19 protein-coding genes are annotated in these 17,524 nt (G+C 39.7%); 16 read left to right on the forward strand and 3 right to left on the reverse strand.

Annotated elements, in window-relative coordinates:
* Nucleotides 1-85: 85 nt before the first annotated feature.
* The 3 genes from PVK70_RS12170 to cmoA all read right to left on the reverse strand — a co-directional run bounded on the left by PVK70_RS12170 (nt 86) and on the right by cmoA (nt 2,687).
* Nucleotides 86-853, reverse strand: coding sequence for a putative ATP-dependent zinc protease (locus PVK70_RS12170; RefSeq protein ID WP_130048429.1), 768 nt, complete (start codon nt 851-853; stop codon nt 86-88).
* Nucleotides 854-932: 79 nt separating this feature from the next.
* The gene (cmoB, locus tag PVK70_RS12175; protein WP_130048430.1) at nt 933-1,907 is read right to left on the reverse strand and encodes a tRNA 5-methoxyuridine(34)/uridine 5-oxyacetic acid(34) synthase CmoB; all 975 of its coding nucleotides are present in this window, start codon (nt 1,905-1,907) and stop codon (nt 933-935) included.
* 51 nt (nt 1,908-1,958) lie between these two features.
* Complete coding sequence (gene cmoA / locus PVK70_RS12180) at nt 1,959-2,687, reverse strand: carboxy-S-adenosyl-L-methionine synthase CmoA (RefSeq protein WP_130048431.1); 729 nt, start codon at nt 2,685-2,687, stop codon at nt 1,959-1,961.
* A gap of 369 nt (nt 2,688-3,056) precedes the next feature.
* Between cmoA and aspS the strand changes: the two genes are divergently transcribed.
* From aspS to nadA, 16 genes are all read left to right on the forward strand, one after another.
* On the forward strand, nt 3,057-4,832 hold the full coding sequence (aspS, locus tag PVK70_RS12185) for an aspartate--tRNA ligase (RefSeq protein WP_130048432.1): 1,776 nt from the start codon (nt 3,057-3,059) through the stop codon (nt 4,830-4,832).
* Nucleotides 4,833-4,982: 150 nt separating this feature from the next.
* Nucleotides 4,983-5,504, forward strand: a complete 522-nt coding sequence (ruvC, locus tag PVK70_RS12190; RefSeq protein WP_045101697.1) for a crossover junction endodeoxyribonuclease RuvC — start codon at nt 4,983-4,985, stop codon at nt 5,502-5,504.
* 91 nt (nt 5,505-5,595) lie between these two features.
* Nucleotides 5,596-6,219 carry a Holliday junction branch migration protein RuvA gene (gene ruvA / locus PVK70_RS12195; RefSeq protein ID WP_130048433.1) on the forward strand — a complete coding sequence of 208 codons (624 nt, stop codon included), beginning with the start codon at nt 5,596-5,598 and terminating at the stop codon, nt 6,217-6,219.
* 55 nt (nt 6,220-6,274) lie between these two features.
* Complete coding sequence (gene ruvB / locus PVK70_RS12200) at nt 6,275-7,288, forward strand: Holliday junction branch migration DNA helicase RuvB (RefSeq protein ID WP_130048434.1); 1,014 nt, start codon at nt 6,275-6,277, stop codon at nt 7,286-7,288.
* A 375-nt stretch (nt 7,289-7,663) separates the two neighbouring features.
* Nucleotides 7,664-9,250: a cytochrome ubiquinol oxidase subunit I gene (gene cydA, locus PVK70_RS12205; protein WP_165366798.1), complete on the forward strand. Its 1,587-nt coding sequence runs from the start codon at nt 7,664-7,666 to the stop codon at nt 9,248-9,250.
* Nucleotides 9,251-9,267: 17 nt separating this feature from the next.
* On the forward strand, nt 9,268-10,404 hold the full coding sequence (gene cydB / locus PVK70_RS12210) for a cytochrome d ubiquinol oxidase subunit II (protein ID WP_130048435.1): 1,137 nt from the start codon (nt 9,268-9,270) through the stop codon (nt 10,402-10,404).
* A 12-nt stretch (nt 10,405-10,416) separates the two neighbouring features.
* On the forward strand, nt 10,417-10,524 hold the full coding sequence (cydX, locus tag PVK70_RS12215) for a cytochrome bd-I oxidase subunit CydX (RefSeq protein ID WP_012550467.1): 108 nt from the start codon (nt 10,417-10,419) through the stop codon (nt 10,522-10,524).
* A complete protein-coding gene (locus PVK70_RS12220) occupies nt 10,517-10,819 on the forward strand; it encodes a cyd operon YbgE family protein (protein WP_130048436.1) in 303 nt (100 codons plus the stop codon). The genes cydX and PVK70_RS12220 overlap by 8 nt, the downstream gene beginning before the upstream one ends.
* 183 nt (nt 10,820-11,002) lie before the next feature.
* Nucleotides 11,003-11,413, forward strand: a complete 411-nt coding sequence (gene ybgC, locus PVK70_RS12225; protein WP_130048437.1) for a tol-pal system-associated acyl-CoA thioesterase — start codon at nt 11,003-11,005, stop codon at nt 11,411-11,413.
* The gene (gene tolQ, locus PVK70_RS12230; RefSeq protein WP_130043245.1) at nt 11,403-12,086 is read left to right on the forward strand and encodes a protein TolQ; all 684 of its coding nucleotides are present in this window, start codon (nt 11,403-11,405) and stop codon (nt 12,084-12,086) included. The genes ybgC and tolQ overlap by 11 nt, the downstream gene beginning before the upstream one ends.
* Nucleotides 12,086-12,532, forward strand: a complete 447-nt coding sequence (gene tolR / locus PVK70_RS12235) for a protein TolR (RefSeq protein ID WP_130043246.1) — start codon at nt 12,086-12,088, stop codon at nt 12,530-12,532. Before tolQ ends, tolR begins: the two co-directional genes overlap by 1 nt.
* Nucleotides 12,533-12,548: 16 nt before the next feature.
* Nucleotides 12,549-13,577 (forward strand): cell envelope integrity protein TolA, encoded by a 1,029-nt coding sequence (gene tolA / locus PVK70_RS12240; protein WP_130048438.1) that lies wholly within the window; start codon nt 12,549-12,551, stop codon nt 13,575-13,577.
* 10 nt (nt 13,578-13,587) lie between these two features.
* Nucleotides 13,588-14,940, forward strand: coding sequence for a Tol-Pal system beta propeller repeat protein TolB (gene tolB / locus PVK70_RS12245; protein WP_130043248.1), 1,353 nt, complete (start codon nt 13,588-13,590; stop codon nt 14,938-14,940).
* A 32-nt stretch (nt 14,941-14,972) separates the two neighbouring features.
* Entirely contained in the window at nt 14,973-15,536 is a 564-nt protein-coding gene (pal, locus tag PVK70_RS12250) for a peptidoglycan-associated lipoprotein Pal (RefSeq protein WP_130043249.1), read from the forward strand.
* A 25-nt stretch (nt 15,537-15,561) separates the two neighbouring features.
* Complete coding sequence (gene ybgF, locus PVK70_RS12255; protein WP_130048439.1) at nt 15,562-16,332, forward strand: tol-pal system protein YbgF; 771 nt, start codon at nt 15,562-15,564, stop codon at nt 16,330-16,332.
* Nucleotides 16,333-16,443: 111 nt separating this feature from the next.
* Nucleotides 16,444-17,493: a quinolinate synthase NadA gene (gene nadA, locus PVK70_RS12260; RefSeq protein ID WP_130048440.1), complete on the forward strand. Its 1,050-nt coding sequence runs from the start codon at nt 16,444-16,446 to the stop codon at nt 17,491-17,493.
* Nucleotides 17,494-17,524: the final 31 nt, after the last annotated feature.

Consider the following 17,524-nt stretch of genomic DNA (forward strand, 5'->3'; position numbering starts at 1 on the left):
TCGAAAAGATAATTATAATTGTAATTCAAGCGGCAAATTATGCTACTAACATATTGAATAAATTACCGCTTATTTGAGGTAGGAGCTATTTTTTGCTTTGAACAAACTCTTTACTGACGTCAATAACAGCAATATCTTGAATAAACTCACGACCAAGTAAAACAGAATGAGTCATGTGAGAGCGGTCGGCAAGCGTAAACTGAACTTTTTCATGGATTGCCCCAAGTTTGATCCAAAGCTCAACAACCGGACGGCGTTCCATTTCTTCTGTGGTTGATTGGCGAATTTTAACGTTACGAATCACCGGTGCAGTGATCCACTCTAGTTTTCCATCTGCTTGCGCATCTTGGTTGATTAGATGGAATCGTACCCATTGAGTACCATTTCGTTCAAATTCTTGAAGATCAACGGCATTAAGAGAAGAGGTTGTCGCCCCTGTATCAATACGAGCAGTAAATTGCTGCTTAATATCAGCAATTTCAACATTTTCAATTGCACCTAAAATTAAGGTGTCTTTCAATGATTGAGTTTGCATAGAAATAGGTACAGGCGCTAGGCGAGCTTTTTTAGAGGTAGCTTGCTTGATGCTTGCTTGTATTTTGGTTTGTTCAGAACGAACTATTGATAGCTCTTCTGATACGTTCGACAGTTCTTTCTCTAATGTCGAAATGTAGTCATTTTGCGTCTCAATCTTTGTTTCCATACCATCTAAACGAGTGTTTAGATTGGTTTCCATAGACTTAATGGCTGCAACTGTTTCTGTATTATCTGAAGCAACTGGTGCTGCTTGTTGGGTTAGAGCACAGCCTGAAAGGCTTAAAATAGCAACCAGTGGTAAAATTCGTTGGATCATTTGATGTTCCGTTGAGTTAAATTAACATAGAGATAATAACGATAATAAATAGAGGCGAATAGCCCCTAAATGTTAGCGTTTAGTCAGGTTTTTTTGCAATTAAGATCGCACGCTTAGGAGCAGGGTGGCCTTCAATTGTTTTTGTTGAGTCATTTGGGTCTAGATATTCAGGTAATGAATTGTGTTTCATCCATTCTGTTGAACGCTGCTCGCCAGTAGTTGTGACACATTCATCTACAATTTTCACATCAACAAAGCCAACGCTTTCAAGCCAGACTTTTAATGCCCGAGCCGATGGGAAGAAATAAACATTACGCATTTGCGCATAACGATCGACTGGCATTAATACCGCGTTTTCATCACCATCAATAACCAGTGTTTCTAATACTAATTCACCACCAGCAACTAATTGGTTTTTTAATTGAATTAGATGATCTAATGGAGAACGACGGTGATAAAGAACGCCCATACTAAATACAGTATCAAACGCATTTAATTCAGGAAGTTGTTCAATCCCTAATGGTAATAGGTGAGCACGTTGGTCATTACCCATTAACTTACGGATAGCTTCAAATTGAATTAAAAATAGATGCGATGGATCGATACCTACGCATAGGCGAGCTTCTTCACCAAGCATACGCCACATATGATATCCGTTACCACAACCAACATCTAACACTGAGCGATTTTTTAGTGGTGTAATGTGAGGCAGTAAACGATCCCACTTCCAGTCTGAGTGCCACTCGGTATCAATGTGGATATCGTGAACTGTAAAAGGCCCTTTACGCCAAGGGTGAAAAGCTTGTAATAAGTTTTCTAATTTTTTACGCTGTCCATCAGCTAAAGGCGTGTTATTTGATAACGTTACTGACGTTTTTAAATCAATGTTATCCGCACATCCTTCAGGGATTTTTTTAAGTGCTTTTGTCCAGCGCTCAATATCACCATGCTCTGCATTTTGCCAATCAGTTAATTGCTGAGGAAGTGTATTCAACCACGGTTGAAGGATAGTATCTTGAGATATAAGAGTATAAAAATTAGCAAAATTAATCATTGAAGTATCTTAAATTAATAAATAAGTAAAAAAATAAAGGCAATATTTTGATTATTTTATGGCAAACATAGAGCCGAAATTGAAGCATTGGAACCAAACTTCCGCACTCTTAAAGCCAATATCATTAAAGCGCTGTTTATGAGTTTCAATGGTATCTGGCAGCATGACATGTTCGATAGCACTGCGTTTTTGGCTGATCTCTAGTTCACTGTAGCCATTTGCACGTTTGAAATCATGGTGCAAGTCGATAAGTAACTCGTTCGCGCTTTCATCTTCAAATATGTATTTCTCAGATAAGATAAGAATACCGCCAGGACGTAAACCTGCATAAATTTTTTCAAGTAAAGCACGGCGATCGATTGGCGCTAAAAACTGTAAGGTGAAGTTAAGAACGACAACAGATGCATCTTGAATATCAACATCTCGAATATCTGCTTCAATAATAGTCACTGGTGTGTCAGAGCGATAGGCATTAATAAGTAAACGACAACGTTCAACCATGGCTGAAGAGTTATCAACTCCAATAATTTGGCAGCCTTCTTGATTAATATGACGGCGCATAGAAAGTGTTGCCGCCCCTAATGAACACCCTAAATCGTACACATTTGAATGAGGTTTCGCATAACGTTCAGCAAGCATTCCAATCGCGGAAATAATGTTACTATAGCCCGGGATTGAACGTTGGATCATATCTGGAAAAACTTCAGCAACACGTTCATCAAACGTGAAGTCACCAATTTTATCAATTGGGGCGGAAAATATTGTATCAGGATTAGCCATGGGGTTCTCACAAAGGCAGTTTTTACATCCATACTTACATCATATAATTCTAGGTAAATATTGGTGTACTACTTACCTAGAATGGCATTTTCTGCGCGCTCCTGCGCATTTAGGTCGCTATTGTAGTTAATTCTTATCTTAATGTCTTTAGGGCTGTGAACATTGAAAGTGAACTTTTTTTTCACCTTGCTATGTCGTTAAAGGGATTTTCCTTTATAATGCTGCTATATTTTTGCGTTTCGCTTATTAATTCAGCAAGGTAGCTGTTTTATTCGTCATTTTAGCAAGCGTAAATCGGTTTATGAAAAATGCAGTGAGTCTTTTTACTGCATTTACTATTGATATATATATTAGATTGGGAAAATCATCATGCGCACCCATTACTGTGGTAACCTGAACAAGTCCCTTGCAGGGCAAACTGTAGAACTTTGCGGCTGGGTAAACCGTCGCCGTGATTTAGGCGGTCTTATCTTTATTGATATGCGAGATCGTGAAGGTATCGTTCAGGTAGTTGTTGACCCAGATATGAAAGATATCTTTTCAATCGCTAACCAACTGCGTAATGAGTTCTGTATCAAATTTACTGGTGAAGTACGTGTTCGTCCAGACAGCCAAGTAAATAAAGACATGGCTACGGGTGAAGTTGAACTTTACGCGACAGGTCTTGAGATCATCAACCGTTCAGAAGCGCTTCCACTGGATTTCAACCAAACGAACTCAGAAGAACAACGCCTGAAGTACCGTTACATTGATCTACGTCGTCCAGAAATGAGTGACCGCATCAAGTTACGTGCACGTGCATCTAGCTTCGTTCGTCGTTTCTTAGATGAGAACTTGTTCTTAGATATCGAAACACCAGTACTAACAAAAGCAACACCAGAAGGTGCTCGTGATTACCTAGTACCAAGCCGTGTTCATAAAGGCAGCTTCTACGCACTTCCACAATCACCACAGTTGTTTAAGCAACTTCTGATGATGTCTGGTTTTGACCGTTATTACCAAATCGTTAAATGTTTCCGTGATGAAGATTTACGTGCTGACCGTCAACCTGAATTTACCCAAATCGATATCGAAACGTCTTTCTTATCATCGACTCAAGTTCGTGAAATCACAGAGCGTCTAGTTCATGATATGTGGAAAGAGCTATTAGATGTTGAGCTTGGTCAATTCCCAATCATGCCATTCTCTGAAGCGATCCGTCGTTTTGGTTCTGATAAGCCAGATCTACGTAACCCATTAGAGTTAGTGGACGTTGCTGATCTTCTTAAAGAAGTTGAATTCCAAGTATTCTCTGGCCCTGCTAACGATGAAAAAGGCCGTGTAGCGGTTATTCGTGTTCCTGGTGGCGCATCGCTTTCTCGTAAGCAAATTGATGAATACGGTAAGTTCGTAGGCATCTACGGTGCGAAAGGTCTAGCTTGGATGAAAGTGAACGATCGTGCTGCTGGCTTTGAAGGTGTTCAATCACCTGTTGCTAAGTTCCTAAGCGAAGATATCGTAAATAGTATTTTAGAGCGTACTGAAGCTGAAACTGGCGACATCATTCTATTTGGTGCTGATAAAGCAGGCATCGTTGCAGAAGCAATGGGCGCTTTACGTATTAAATTAGGTGATGATCTTGAGCTTACAGATAAGAAAGCTTGGGCTCCACTTTGGGTTATCGATTTCCCAATGTTTGAAGAAGATGGCGAAGGTAACTTGCACGCAATGCATCACCCATTCACCTCTCCTTTAGGTGTTACCGCTGAAGAGCTTAAAGCAAACCCAGCAGCCGCTAATTCTGATGCGTACGACATGGTTATCAATGGCTATGAAGTGGGTGGTGGTTCTGTTCGTATCCACAATGCTGAAATGCAAACTGCAGTATTTGGCATTCTAGGTATTGAAGAGAAAGAGCAACAAGAGAAATTTGGTTTCTTACTTGAAGCGCTTAAATACGGTACGCCGCCACATGCAGGTCTTGCATTCGGTCTTGACCGTTTAGCTATGCTTCTTTGTGGAACTGAAAACATCCGTGATGTTATCGCATTCCCGAAAACAACAGCAGCAGCGTGTCTACTAACGAACGCACCAAGTCTTGCAAATCCTGAGTCTCTTACTGAGCTATCGATTGCAGTAAAACTTGCTGAGAAAAAAGACGCTTAATTAAGTTTTCTTTATTCTTAAAAATGCCCGTATTATGCGGGCATTTTTGTATCTGCTCTATTTAAAACGAGACAAGCAAGTGCTAGTAATACCTTGAGTTTATGGGCATACCTCGCTAATATACATGTATAAATAATCAGTGGTTTTACTATGTCTATCATTTTAGGGATCGATCCAGGCTCTCGCATTACTGGCTACGGTGTTATTCGTCAAAATGGCCGACACCTGCAATATTTAGGTAGCGGTTGTATCCGTATGTCAGAAAAAGAACTTCCTGGTCGTTTAAAACAAATATACGCAGGTGTTTCTGAAATTATTACCCAGTTTCAGCCTGATGTATTCGCTATCGAACAAGTTTTTATGTCTAAAAATGCCGACTCAGCCTTAAAGTTAGGCCAAGCGAGAGGCAGTGCAATTGTTGCCGCAGTAAATGCAGATTTACCGGTTTATGAATATGCAGCAAGATTAATTAAGCAAGCAGTAACAGGAACGGGTGGTGCAGATAAAGCACAAGTTCAACATATGGTAATGAGCATGCTAAAACTGCCAGCAAAACCACAAGCTGATGCCGCCGATGGGCTAGGGGTTGCTATTTGTCATGCGAATACTAATAAAACCTTAATAGCCTTGGCAGGCAAAGCAACGAGTGCTCGACGTGGGAGATATCGCTAGAGTCTGTCAAATTCTCATTTCTTTTACTGGATATCTATCCAGTTCTTTATTACTATTCAATGTAGTTAATTTATTTTAAAGAGTATCTATTGTGATCGGACGCCTTCGTGGAAATTTATTAGAAAAACAACCACCAGAATTATTAATTGAAGTAAGTGGTATTGGCTATGAAGTCCAAATGCCAATGAGTTGTTTTTATGAGTTACCTGAGATTGGCACCGAAGCGATCATCTATATTCACTATGTAGTCCGTGAAGATGCTCAATTGTTATATGGTTTTAATACAAAAAAAGAACGAGCTTTATTTAGAGAAGTTATTAAAGCGAATGGCGTTGGTCCTAAACTTGGCCTTGCTATTCTATCTGGAATGACAGCATCCCAATTTGTACAAAGTGTCGAGCGTGAAGATATTTCGACATTAGTGAAATTACCTGGTGTTGGAAAGAAAACAGCAGAGCGTTTAGTGGTTGAAATGAAAGACCGTTTGAAAGGGTGGGGTGCTGGTGATTTATTTAATCCAGCAACTGATGCTGCGCCAATGGACGATGGTTCTAATCTAATTTCTTCTCCTCAAAGTGCACAAGATGAAGCCGTAAGTGCATTGATATCTCTTGGTTATAAGCCAGTACAAGCATCTAAAATTGTTTCTCAAATAGCTAAACCTGATATGACAAGCGAAGCATTAATTCGTGAATCATTGAAGTCGATGATCTAATTATTTTCATTATTCTTTACTACTATTTATTTATTGAATCGCTGAGTGCCATTTTATGATTGAAGCTGATCGCCTTATTGCTGCTGATAACCCTGTTTTTCGTGAAGAAGAAGTCATCGATCGAGCGATACGTCCGAAGAAATTAGAAGACTATCGAGGTCAAGACCATGTTCGTAGCCAGATGGAAATTTTCATTAAAGCAGCACAAATGCGTAATGAACCACTCGATCATTTACTTATTTTTGGTCCTCCAGGCTTAGGTAAGACAACATTAGCGAATATCGTTGCTAATGAAATGGAAGTGAATATTCGTACGACTTCAGGCCCTGTTCTTGAAAAAGCAGGAGACTTAGCTGCGCTTCTAACAAATCTAGAAGAAAATGATATTTTATTTATTGATGAGATCCACCGGTTAAGCCCTGTGGTTGAAGAAATACTCTATCCGGCAATGGAAGATTACCAATTAGATATTATGATTGGTGAAGGTCCTGCAGCACGTTCTATTAAAATTGACTTACCCCCTTTTACTTTAATTGGTGCAACCACCAGAGCGGGATCATTAACGTCACCATTACGTGATCGTTTTGGTATTGTTCAACGTTTAGAGTATTACAAAGTCGACGATCTTCAATATATTGTTCAGCGTAGTGCTGATTGCTTGAATTTATCTATGGAATCTGAAGGTGCTCTTGAAGTTGCCCGTCGTGCTCGTGGTACACCACGTATTGCCAATCGATTGTTACGTCGAGTACGAGATTATGCAGATGTAATGAGTGATAGCCATATCTCTTCAGATATTGCAGACAAAGCATTGAATATGCTTGATGTAGATGTTCGAGGTTTTGACTATATGGACAGAAAGTTACTTTTAGCCATTATGGAAAAATTTGATGGTGGTCCTGTTGGTCTTGATAATATTGCGGCAGCTATTGGCGAAGAGAGAGATACGATTGAAGATGTCATTGAACCTTACCTAATTCAACAAGGATATCTGCAAAGAACACCAAGAGGGAGAATCGTCTCTGATCGTGCATACCTCCATTTTGGAATTGATAAGCCAGATAAATAGACTGGCTTTGACTATTCATATGTTGTAATACTCTATTAATACAAAACTCAGTATGATGGAAGCGGGTGATCAAAATCATCCGCTTTTTCGTATAAGAAATGTGGAAAGTGTGAAAAATAGTCAGTTATGTAAATTTTGATGTAATTAACTTACAAAAAATGGACAAACCTTTTGAAAGAAATCATTTTTACTATTAATATTAGCAGGTTCTATATTAGGTTAAGCTTAACATTAAGCTAACGTTTTTTACACAATCACGTAACACTTTATGGTTATTAATACGGTTACAAATATTAAAGCCATATAAAAGTATTACGCTCACCCAAAAGTGTGGAAGCACTGTGTCATTCAGCCTGACACAAAGGAGTTCTCATGATCACTGATGTAGTGGAGTTATCGCGATTGCAGTTTGCAATGACAGCGATGTATCACTTCCTATTCGTTCCCCTGACTTTAGGTATGGCCTTCTTACTGGCTATCATGGAGTCTTTATATGTAATGACAGACAAACAAATCTATAAGGACATGACAAAGTTCTGGGGTAAATTGTTTGGTATTAACTTTGCGTTAGGTGTCGCTACAGGCCTAACCATGGAGTTCCAGTTTGGTACTAACTGGGCTTATTATTCTCACTATGTTGGTGATATCTTCGGTGCACCTCTTGCCATCGAAGCGTTAATGGCCTTTTTCTTAGAATCTACTTTTGTGGGTTTATTCTTCTTTGGTTGGGATCGTTTATCAAAACGTCAGCACCTTACAGTAACGTGGTTAGTTGCTTTAGGTTCTAACTTCTCAGCGCTTTGGATTCTAGTGGCTAATGGTTGGATGCAAAACCCAGTAGGTGCGGAATTTAACTTTGAAACAATGCGTATGGAAATGGTGAGCTTCGCTGAAGTTGTACTAAATCCGGTAGCACAAGTTAAATTCGTACATACGGTAGCTTCGGGTTATACCTGTGGTGCAATGTTTGTTCTTGGTGTGAGTTCTTACTACCTACTTAAAGGTCGTGATATTGCATTTGCACGTCGTTCATTTGCTATTGCAGCTTCTTTTGGTATGGCATCAATTTTATCTGTAATGGTACTTGGTGATGAATCTGGCTATGAGCTAGGTGAAGTTCAACAAGTGAAACTTGCAGCGATTGAAGCAGAATGGCACACAGAAGAAGCACCTGCAGCATTTACTGTTATTGGTTTACCAAATCAAGAAACAATGGAAACGGATTACGCAATTAAGATCCCATATGTTATGGGTATTATTGCGACACGTTCATTAGATAAGCAGGTAACTGGTTTACGCGATCTTAAAGACCAACACGAACTTCGTATTCGTAACGGTATGGTTGCATACGGTTTACTTGAAAAACTACGTAATGGTGAGAAAACACCAGAAAACATCGCTGCGTTTGATGACGTTAAGCATGACTTAGGCTATGGCCTATTGCTGAAACGTTATACTGACAAAGTAGTTGATGCGTCTGAAGAGCAAATTAAAGCCGCTGCGGATGATTCAATTCCAACAGTATGGCCGTTGTTCTTCTCATTCCGTATCATGGTTGCGTGTGGTGTAGCTATGCTACTTATCTTTGGTTTTGCTTTTGTTCAGACTTGTCGTCAAAAGATTGGTCAAAAACAATGGCTACTTAAAGCAGCGCTATTTGGTATGCCACTACCATGGATTGCGATTGAAGCAGGTTGGTTCGTTGCAGAATATGGTCGTCAACCATGGGCTGTTGGTGAAATCTTACCAGTTCACGTAGCAGCATCAGCATTGACAGCAACAGAGATCTTAATCTCAATGGCTGCAATCATTGGCTTATACACGATATTCTTGATTGCTGAAGTTTACCTAATGGTGAAATTCGCACGCAAAGGTCCAAGCAGCCTAAAAACAGGTCGCTACCACTTTGAGCAAGACGGTCAAGATTCAGAAGCGAAATTAACTCGCCAAGTAGAAGCATAAAAACGGAGATTTGAGCAATGTTTGATTATGAAGTATTGCGATTTGTTTGGTGGGCATTAATCGGTGTATTATTGATTGGCTTCGCTGTAACAGATGGTTTCGATATGGGTGTTGGTGCACTAGTACCTGTTATCGGAAAAACAGATTCAGAACGTCGAGTTATGATTAACTCAATTGCCCCACACTGGGATGGTAACCAAGTATGGTTAATCACTGCCGGTGGTGCATTATTTGCTGCATGGCCATTAGTATATGCTGCGTCATTCTCAGGTTTTTACCTAGCAATGATCCTAACATTAGCAGCATTATGGTTTCGTCCAGTAGGGTTTGATTACCGTTCTAAAATCGAAGATAAACGTTGGCGTTCAGCGTGGGATGCTGCGATCTTTATCGGTAGCTTTGTTCCACCAGTGATCTTTGGTGTTGCATTTGGTAATTTACTTCAAGGCGTACCATTTGAGTTAAACAACCTAATGATGCTGAGTTATCATGGTGGTTTCTTTGAGTTGTTAAACCCATTTGCATTGCTTTGTGGTTTAGTGAGTTCAGCAATGTTCATCACTCAAGGTGCAACATGGCTACAGATGAAAACAACAGAAGAGCTTCATACCCGTTCTCGTAATGTCGCGATGATTTGTAGTGTTGCTGTTATTGTTCTGTTTGTTATCGCTGGTTTCTGGGCTCAAAGCATCGAAGGTTATGTAATTACTACGGTTCTTGACCACAATGCAGCCTCTGATCCACTAAATAAAGAAGTGGTTCGTGAAGTCGGTGCGCTATTTAATAATTATAATGAATACCCACTACTTTGGATTGCTCCAGCACTCGCTGTGATTATGCCTATCGTTACTATTATAGCTTCTCGTGCAAATATTGGTGGTTTAGCATTCTTAAGTTCTAGCTTGACGAATGCGGGTGTTATTTTAACGTCTGGTTTCGCATTGTTCCCATTCGTAATGCCATCGAGCTTTAATCCTGATCATGGTCTAACTATGTGGGATGCGACATCAAGTGAATTGACGCTACGATTAATGACTTATGTTGCTATCGTAATGGTGCCAATTATTCTTGCTTATACCATTTGGACGTACTACAAAATGTTTGGTCGTCTTGATTCTAAATTCATTGAAGAGAACAAAACGTCTCTTTACTAAGGAGTATTTATTATGTGGTATTTCGCATGGATCCTAGGCGTGCTACTAGCATGTTCATTTGCAATCATTAATGCACTTTGGTTAGAGCATTCAGAAATGATGGACAAAGACAGTGAGTAATCTCGCTGACAAAATAGACAGCGTCCACAGTCCAATCAACAATATCGTAGTACGATTATTGTTGGTTGCAGCTGCGGTATTTCACATGGCAATGCTGATGTGGGAACCAAGGGTGTACTCTGATCAAATTGGTGGATTTAGTGGCTTATTAGCCCCAAGCTTAATTTATTCAGTGTGTACTGCATTCATTTTTGCTGTGGGTTTTATTCCTCATAAATGGATTTGGAAGCTGATATTTAGTCCGTATTTTTCAATAGTAATCTTAGGCTACTTTAGTTATTTGTATTTTTTCTAAAGTGATAAGCCGATAAAAGTTTGTCTATTGGAACAGCATACTAAGCAGTTTGTTACTTATTTAAGTATCAAACTGCTTTTTTTTTGACGATATAGCCTAAAATTCTTATTTGCTATAGTGATGCTAATAAAAAATCGGTTATAGTTAGCAACGGATTTTTCAATAAGAAAAGAGAAAAATGTAATGGATAACAACACGTTTGAATGGCCGATCACTATTTATTATGAAGACACAGACGCTGGCGGAGTTGTATATCATTCTAACTATTTAAAGTTTTTTGAACGAGCACGAACGGAATTATTGCGCCATCATGGTGTCTCTCAACAAGTACTGTTAAAGCAATCGATAGGGTTTGTTGTAAAAAGTATTAATATTGATTTCATTCAAGCTGCACGATTAGACGAACAACTCAAAGTTGAAACATCCATAACAGAATTTAAAAAAGTATCGCTAACCTTTTGTCAGTTATTGGTTAATTCTGAAGGGAAGGTATTGTGCAAAGCTACGGTTAAGGTAGCCTGTATTGAAAACTCAAAGATGAAACCAACAGCGATTCCATCATTTATACTATCGGAGATAACTTGTGACAGGTGAACTATCAATTCTTGATCTATTTCTACAAGCTAGTTTATTAGTTAAGATCGTGATGCTTATTTTATTAGGCTTGTCGGTAACATCATGGGCCATGATCTTCAAGCGCTCAAAAATTTTAGCCGTTGCTCGTATTGATGCAGAACGCTTCGAAGATAAATTCTGGTCAGGAATGGATTTGTCACAGCTGTTTAATGAAGTGAAAGTTCGTAAAGATCGAATCAGTGGTACTGAAAAAATCTTCTATTCTGGTTTTAATGAATTTGCACGCTTATCTCGAGTGAGCTCTTCATCTGAAGCAGTAATGGATGGAACATCTAGAGCTATGCGCGTTACGGTTTCGCGAGAAGTAGACGGTCTTGAAACCAACCTACCTTTTCTTGCAACTGTTGGTTCTATAACGCCATACATAGGTTTATTTGGTACCGTATGGGGTATCATGCATGCGTTTATTGCGTTAGGTGCAGTAAAGCAAGCGACACTAGCAATGGTTGCTCCAGGTATCGCTGAAGCATTGGTTGCAACAGCTATGGGGCTATTCGCTGCGATTCCAGCGGTTATTGCCTACAACAGACTTAGTGTTAAAGTGGGCAAGTTAGAGCATAACTACGCTGCTTTTATGGATGAGTTCTCAAGCATTTTACATCGTCAAGCAATGGCAAGTCAGGAGAAGTAATGTCTGGCTATCAACCAAAGAAAAGAAAATTAACGGCTGAAATTAATGTGGTTCCCTACATTGATGTCATGTTGGTGTTATTAATTATCTTTATGGTAACGGCTCCGTTTGTCACTCAAGGGGTAGATGTTGAATTACCAGAGATGAGTAACACAAAATCGGCGCAAGCGATGGCGGGTGAAGATCCTAATGCAACATTTATCATTGTTGAAATTGATAAAGATGGAAACCTTGGCTTAAGTGTTGATAATCAAGAAGTTCGTCGTCCTATGTCAATGCAAGAGATGATCACTAATGTGAAAGCAGAGCTGAGCATTAAGCCTAATTCACCCGTTGCGGTAGGTGGGGACGCTAGCACGCCTTATGCAGAGATTGTTTTAGTTCTTGATGAATTAAGCCGTGCTGGGGTGAGTAAAGTTGGATTACTTACCGATCTCAAGGAATAGAAGTGAATAATCATTAATGAAATCGGATAATAATTACACTTTTGCTATTATTGTATCTGTCGTGTTGCACTTGTTGCTCGTGGCAGCGCTTATCTTTGGCAGCGATTTTTCTCTGGATGACAAAGCAAAGCCTAATACTATCCAAGCTGTTGTGATCGATCCAAATACGATTGCAAAACAAGCGTCTCAGATCCGTCAAGAGCGAGAACGAGCGGAGCGGGCTGAGCAAGAGCGTTTAAAGCGATTAAAACAACAAGCTGCTCAGTTAGAAAAAAATCGAAAAGCGGAAGAAGATCGAATTCGAAAACTAAAAGAACAACAAGTTAAAGAGAAAAAAGCGGCTCGAGAAGCTGAAGAAGAGCGTAAAAAAGCAGTAGCAGAAGCGAAGAAACAAAAAGAGCGTGCTGTTGCTGAAGAAGTTGAACGAAAACGTAGAGCGGATGCCGCTGCAAAAGCTGAAGTTGCCAAACAGGCTAAAATTAAGGCTGATAAAGAAAAAGCCGCAAAAGAGGCTGCAAAAAAAGCGCAATTAGAAAAAGAACGCGCAGCGAAAGCTGAAGCGGATCGTAAAGCAAAAGAAAAAGCGGCGAAAGTAGAAGCAGAAAGAGTCGCAAAAGAAAAAGCAGCAGCTGCTGAAAAAGCGCGTAAAGAAAAAGAACGTGCAGCGAAAGCAGAAGCTGAGCGAAAGCAAAAAGAAGCAGCGCTAAATGATATTTTTGCAGGATTAGAAGATGAGACAGTTCAAAACTCATCAGCTAAGCAGCAACATATTGATGATGAAGTGAATCGCCATGCCGCTATTTACACTCAAATGATTCAACAGAACCTATTGGTTGATGAAACCTATGTAGGTAAAAGTTGTAGAGTAAAAATTAAGTTAGCGTCATCAGGGTTACTTTTATCTGTGACAACATTAGGGGGAGATGCTCAAGTTTGCCGTGCAGCAAAAACGGCGGTAACTAAAGTAAATGTATTCCCAATGCCAAAAGATTCAGATGTTGTTGCTAAATTAACGAATATTAACCTTACGGTTCAACCAGAATAAGGAAGCTCAAGTGCTAAAACGATGGATATTAACTCTCTTTGTTGCTTGTTTAACATTTAGCCAAGTAGCAAGAGCTGAATTAGAGTTGGTTATAACAGAAGGTATTGATTCTGCAAGGCCAATCGGAATCGTGCCGTTTAAGTGGCATGGTGAAGGTAAATTACCACAAGATATTTCTGCTATTATCTCGTCTGATTTACAGCGCAGTGGCAAATTTAGCCCTGTAGCAACTAATAAAATGCCTCAAACACCCTATAAAGATTCGGATATCAATTACGAAGCTTGGACTAAAATGGGTGTGGATGCGATTGTTACCGGTGAAGTGAAACTTAATGCTCAAGGTAAATACGAAGTTACCTATAAATTAATTGATGTCGTTCGTGGTCAATTAACGAAAGGTCAATCGAAGGCTCTTAACAGCACTGGTGAATTGGTACTGACTCAAGATCATATTCTTGTAAATAAAGTTGCAACACTATCGAAAAAACAGCTGCGTAAGTACGCACACCGAATCTCTGATGTCGTTTATGAAAAATTGACAGGTGAGAGAGGGGCATTCTTGACTCGTATTGCTTATGTTGTGGTTAATGATAAAGCACAATATCCATATCAATTACGCATTGCTGATTATGATGGTTACAACGAACGCCTGGTACTAAAATCAAAACAACCAATCATGTCACCAGCTTGGTCACCTGATGGTAAAAAATTAGCGTATGTGAGTTTTGAAAACAGAAAATCACAAGTTTTTATTATGAATATTTATACAGGTAAGAGAGAATTAATTGCTTCTTATCCGCGTCATAATGGAGCGCCACGTTTTTCACATGATGGTAAAGAATTAGCCATTGTATTGTCGAAAACAGGAAGCTTGAATATTTATATCGTGAATTTAGAGACGAAGAAAATGCGTCAAATAACTCGCGGAAGATCGAATAATACGGAACCTTTTTGGGCTCCTGATAACAAGTCTTTAATATTTACTTCAGATCGGGGTGGTAAACCTCAGATATATAGAGTAAATTTACAAGACGGTTCAACAAAACGTTTAACCTGGCAAGGCAGTCAAAATCTTGGTGGGCAGATTACTCCAGACGGTAAGTTTATTGTCATGGTGAATCGCTCAGAGACTGGATTCAATCTAGCAAAACAAGATTTAGAAACTGGTGCCGTCCAGGTCTTAACCAAGACACTACTGGATGAGTCACCTAGTATTGCGCCAAATGGCGGCATGGTGATTTACAGTTCCATTTATAGAAAACAGAATGTACTTTCGATGGTTTCTATCGATGGCCGTTTTAAAGCTCGCTTACCAGCGACTAACGGACGTGTAAGGGCACCAGCGTGGTCGCCATTTTTATAGCTACTAAATATTTAGGTAATAAGGAAAATATAATGCAACTAAATAATCTTCTTAAGAGTCTTTTAATCGCTTTGCCTGTGGTTGCTCTTTCTGCTTGTAGTTCTAGCGACAGCGCAACTGACAGTACTGCTGGCCAAGAATCAACAAATGCTGCAGAAACTCAAACAACAGGTGCTGAAGGTCAAACAGACACTGCTGTTATTACTTCTATCGAAGTAGATGAAGTTATGACTGAAGCTGAAGTTCGCGCTCAAGCAGAACAAGAGCTTCGTAAAGTACAAACAGTTTACTTCGCGTTTGATAATTCAACAATTTCTTCTGAGTACGAAGATATGCTTGCTGCACATGCTGCTTTCCTAAGCGCTGATCCAGCAATCAAAGTAACTGTTGAAGGTCATGCTGATGAGCGTGGTACTCCTGAGTATAACATCGCACTAGGCGAGCGTCGTGCTAAAGCTGTATCTAAATACCTACAAGCTCTAGGTGTTTCTGCTGACCAAATCTCTATCGTAAGCTACGGTGAAGAGAAGCCACTAGTTCTTGGTCAAACTGCTGAAGATTACGCTAAAAACCGTCGCGCAGTATTAGTATACTAATCGATAGTTTATAAGGCTGACTTATATGAAATACAGTAACCTTAAGCGAATTATTCCGCTTACGTTGCTGGCTAGTGCGGCGACCCTTGTGGTCGCCGCACCTGCTCCAGTCACAGATTTAAATGCGACTTCCAATTCTACTTCTTCTGCTCCAGCATCTTCAGCGAGCATTGAGCGTTTAGAGCGCCTGATAAAAAGCCGTAACCAAATTCAACTTCAGCTTCAGCAGCAGCTTGATGGTTTATCAGAAGAATTGTCAGAAATGCGTGGAATGGTTGAACGTAATAGCTATGAGCTTGATCAAATGCTAGAACGTCAACGTCAGCTATATATTGAAATCGATACACTGAGAACAGCAAAGCCAGTACCAGTAACAACTCCAGCAGAAGCGATTGATAGTTCTTCTGGTGCTTATGCTGCTGATACCAATGAAAACGAAGCATATCAAAATGCAGTTGATTTAATCTTAAAGAAAAAAGATTATGCTGGCGCAACCAAAGCATTCCAAGATTTTGTTGCAGCCTATCCTGATTCTGTATATAGCTCAAACGCACATTATTGGTTAGGACAGCTTTATTTTGCTCAGAAAAATGACATAGAAGCTGCAAAAAGTTTTGCAAAAGTAGTAAGTTATGCTGATTCAAATAAACGCGCAGATGCTTTATTAAAATTAGGTGAACTTGCTAAACGAAATAACAATAAAGCTGCGGCTCAAAAATATTATCAAAAAGTGATTTCTGAATATCCAGATAGCACAACAGCGAAAACAGCTGATAATCAGTTAAAATCGTTATAAATAGAAATTAAAAAGGAGCTGAAGTGCTCCTTTTTTATTGCCTCTAACTTGCTGCCAATAGCATAAGGCGTATAATATCGAGATTATTTTAAGATATTAATGAGCTGAGCAATGGGCCACATTTTAGACCACGTCGATACGGTATATCCTTTTCCTCCAAAACCTATCAAATTAAGCGCCGATGAGAAAACGCAGTACATCGCGAAAATTAAGCAGTTGCTTAGCGATAAAAATGCGGTATTAATTGCTCATTATTATACAGACCCTGAGATCCAAGCATTAGCAGAAGAGACTGGCGGCTTTGTTGGTGATTCACTTGAAATGGCTAAATTTGGTAATCGTCATGATGCGAAGACATTAGTCATTGCTGGTGTTCGTTTTATGGGTGAATCTGCAAAGATCTTAACGCCTGAAAAAACAATCTTAATGCCAACGCTAGAAGCTGAATGTTCGCTTGATCTTGGTTGTCCTGCTGATAAATTTACAGAGTTCTGTGATGCTCATCCTGATCACACCGTTGTTGTTTATGCGAATACCTCAGCAGCAGTAAAAGCACGTGCTGATTGGGTCGTAACATCAAGTATCGCACTAGAAATTGTTGAGCACCTTGATGATGAAGATAAGAAGATCATTTGGGGGCCAGATCGTCATTTAGGTTCATACATTGCGAACAAAACAGGTGCAGACATGCTGTTATGGCAGGGTGAATGTATTGTTCATGATGAGTTCTCAGCAAAAGCACTAAAAGATGCAAAAGCACTTCACCCAGATGCTGCAGTTTTAGTCCACCCAGAATCACCAGCAAGTGTGGTTGAATTGGCAGATGCGGTAGGCTCTACAAGCCAGTTAATTAAAGCCGCGAAAGAGTTACCACAGCAGAAAATGATTGTGGCAACCGATAAAGGTATCTTCTTCAAGATGCAGCAAATGGTGCCAGAAAAAGAGCTATTAGAAGCACCAACAGCCGGTGCTGGTGCAACATGCCGTAGCTGTGCTCACTGCCCGTGGATGGCAATGAACGGTCTTGTAGCGATTGAGAAGGCGCTTAATAAAGGTGGTGCCGAGCATGAGATCTTTGTTGATGAAGAAACACGTCTAAAATCACTTATCCCACTAAATCGTATGTTAGATTTTGCCGAGCAATTAAACGCAAATAAGTAATGCTTTAAGTAGTTAAATAAAAATGGCGACC

The organism is Aliivibrio sp. A6 (assembly GCF_028765505.1).
In the GTDB taxonomy this organism is placed as follows: Bacteria; Pseudomonadota; Gammaproteobacteria; order Enterobacterales; family Vibrionaceae; genus Aliivibrio; species Aliivibrio finisterrensis_A.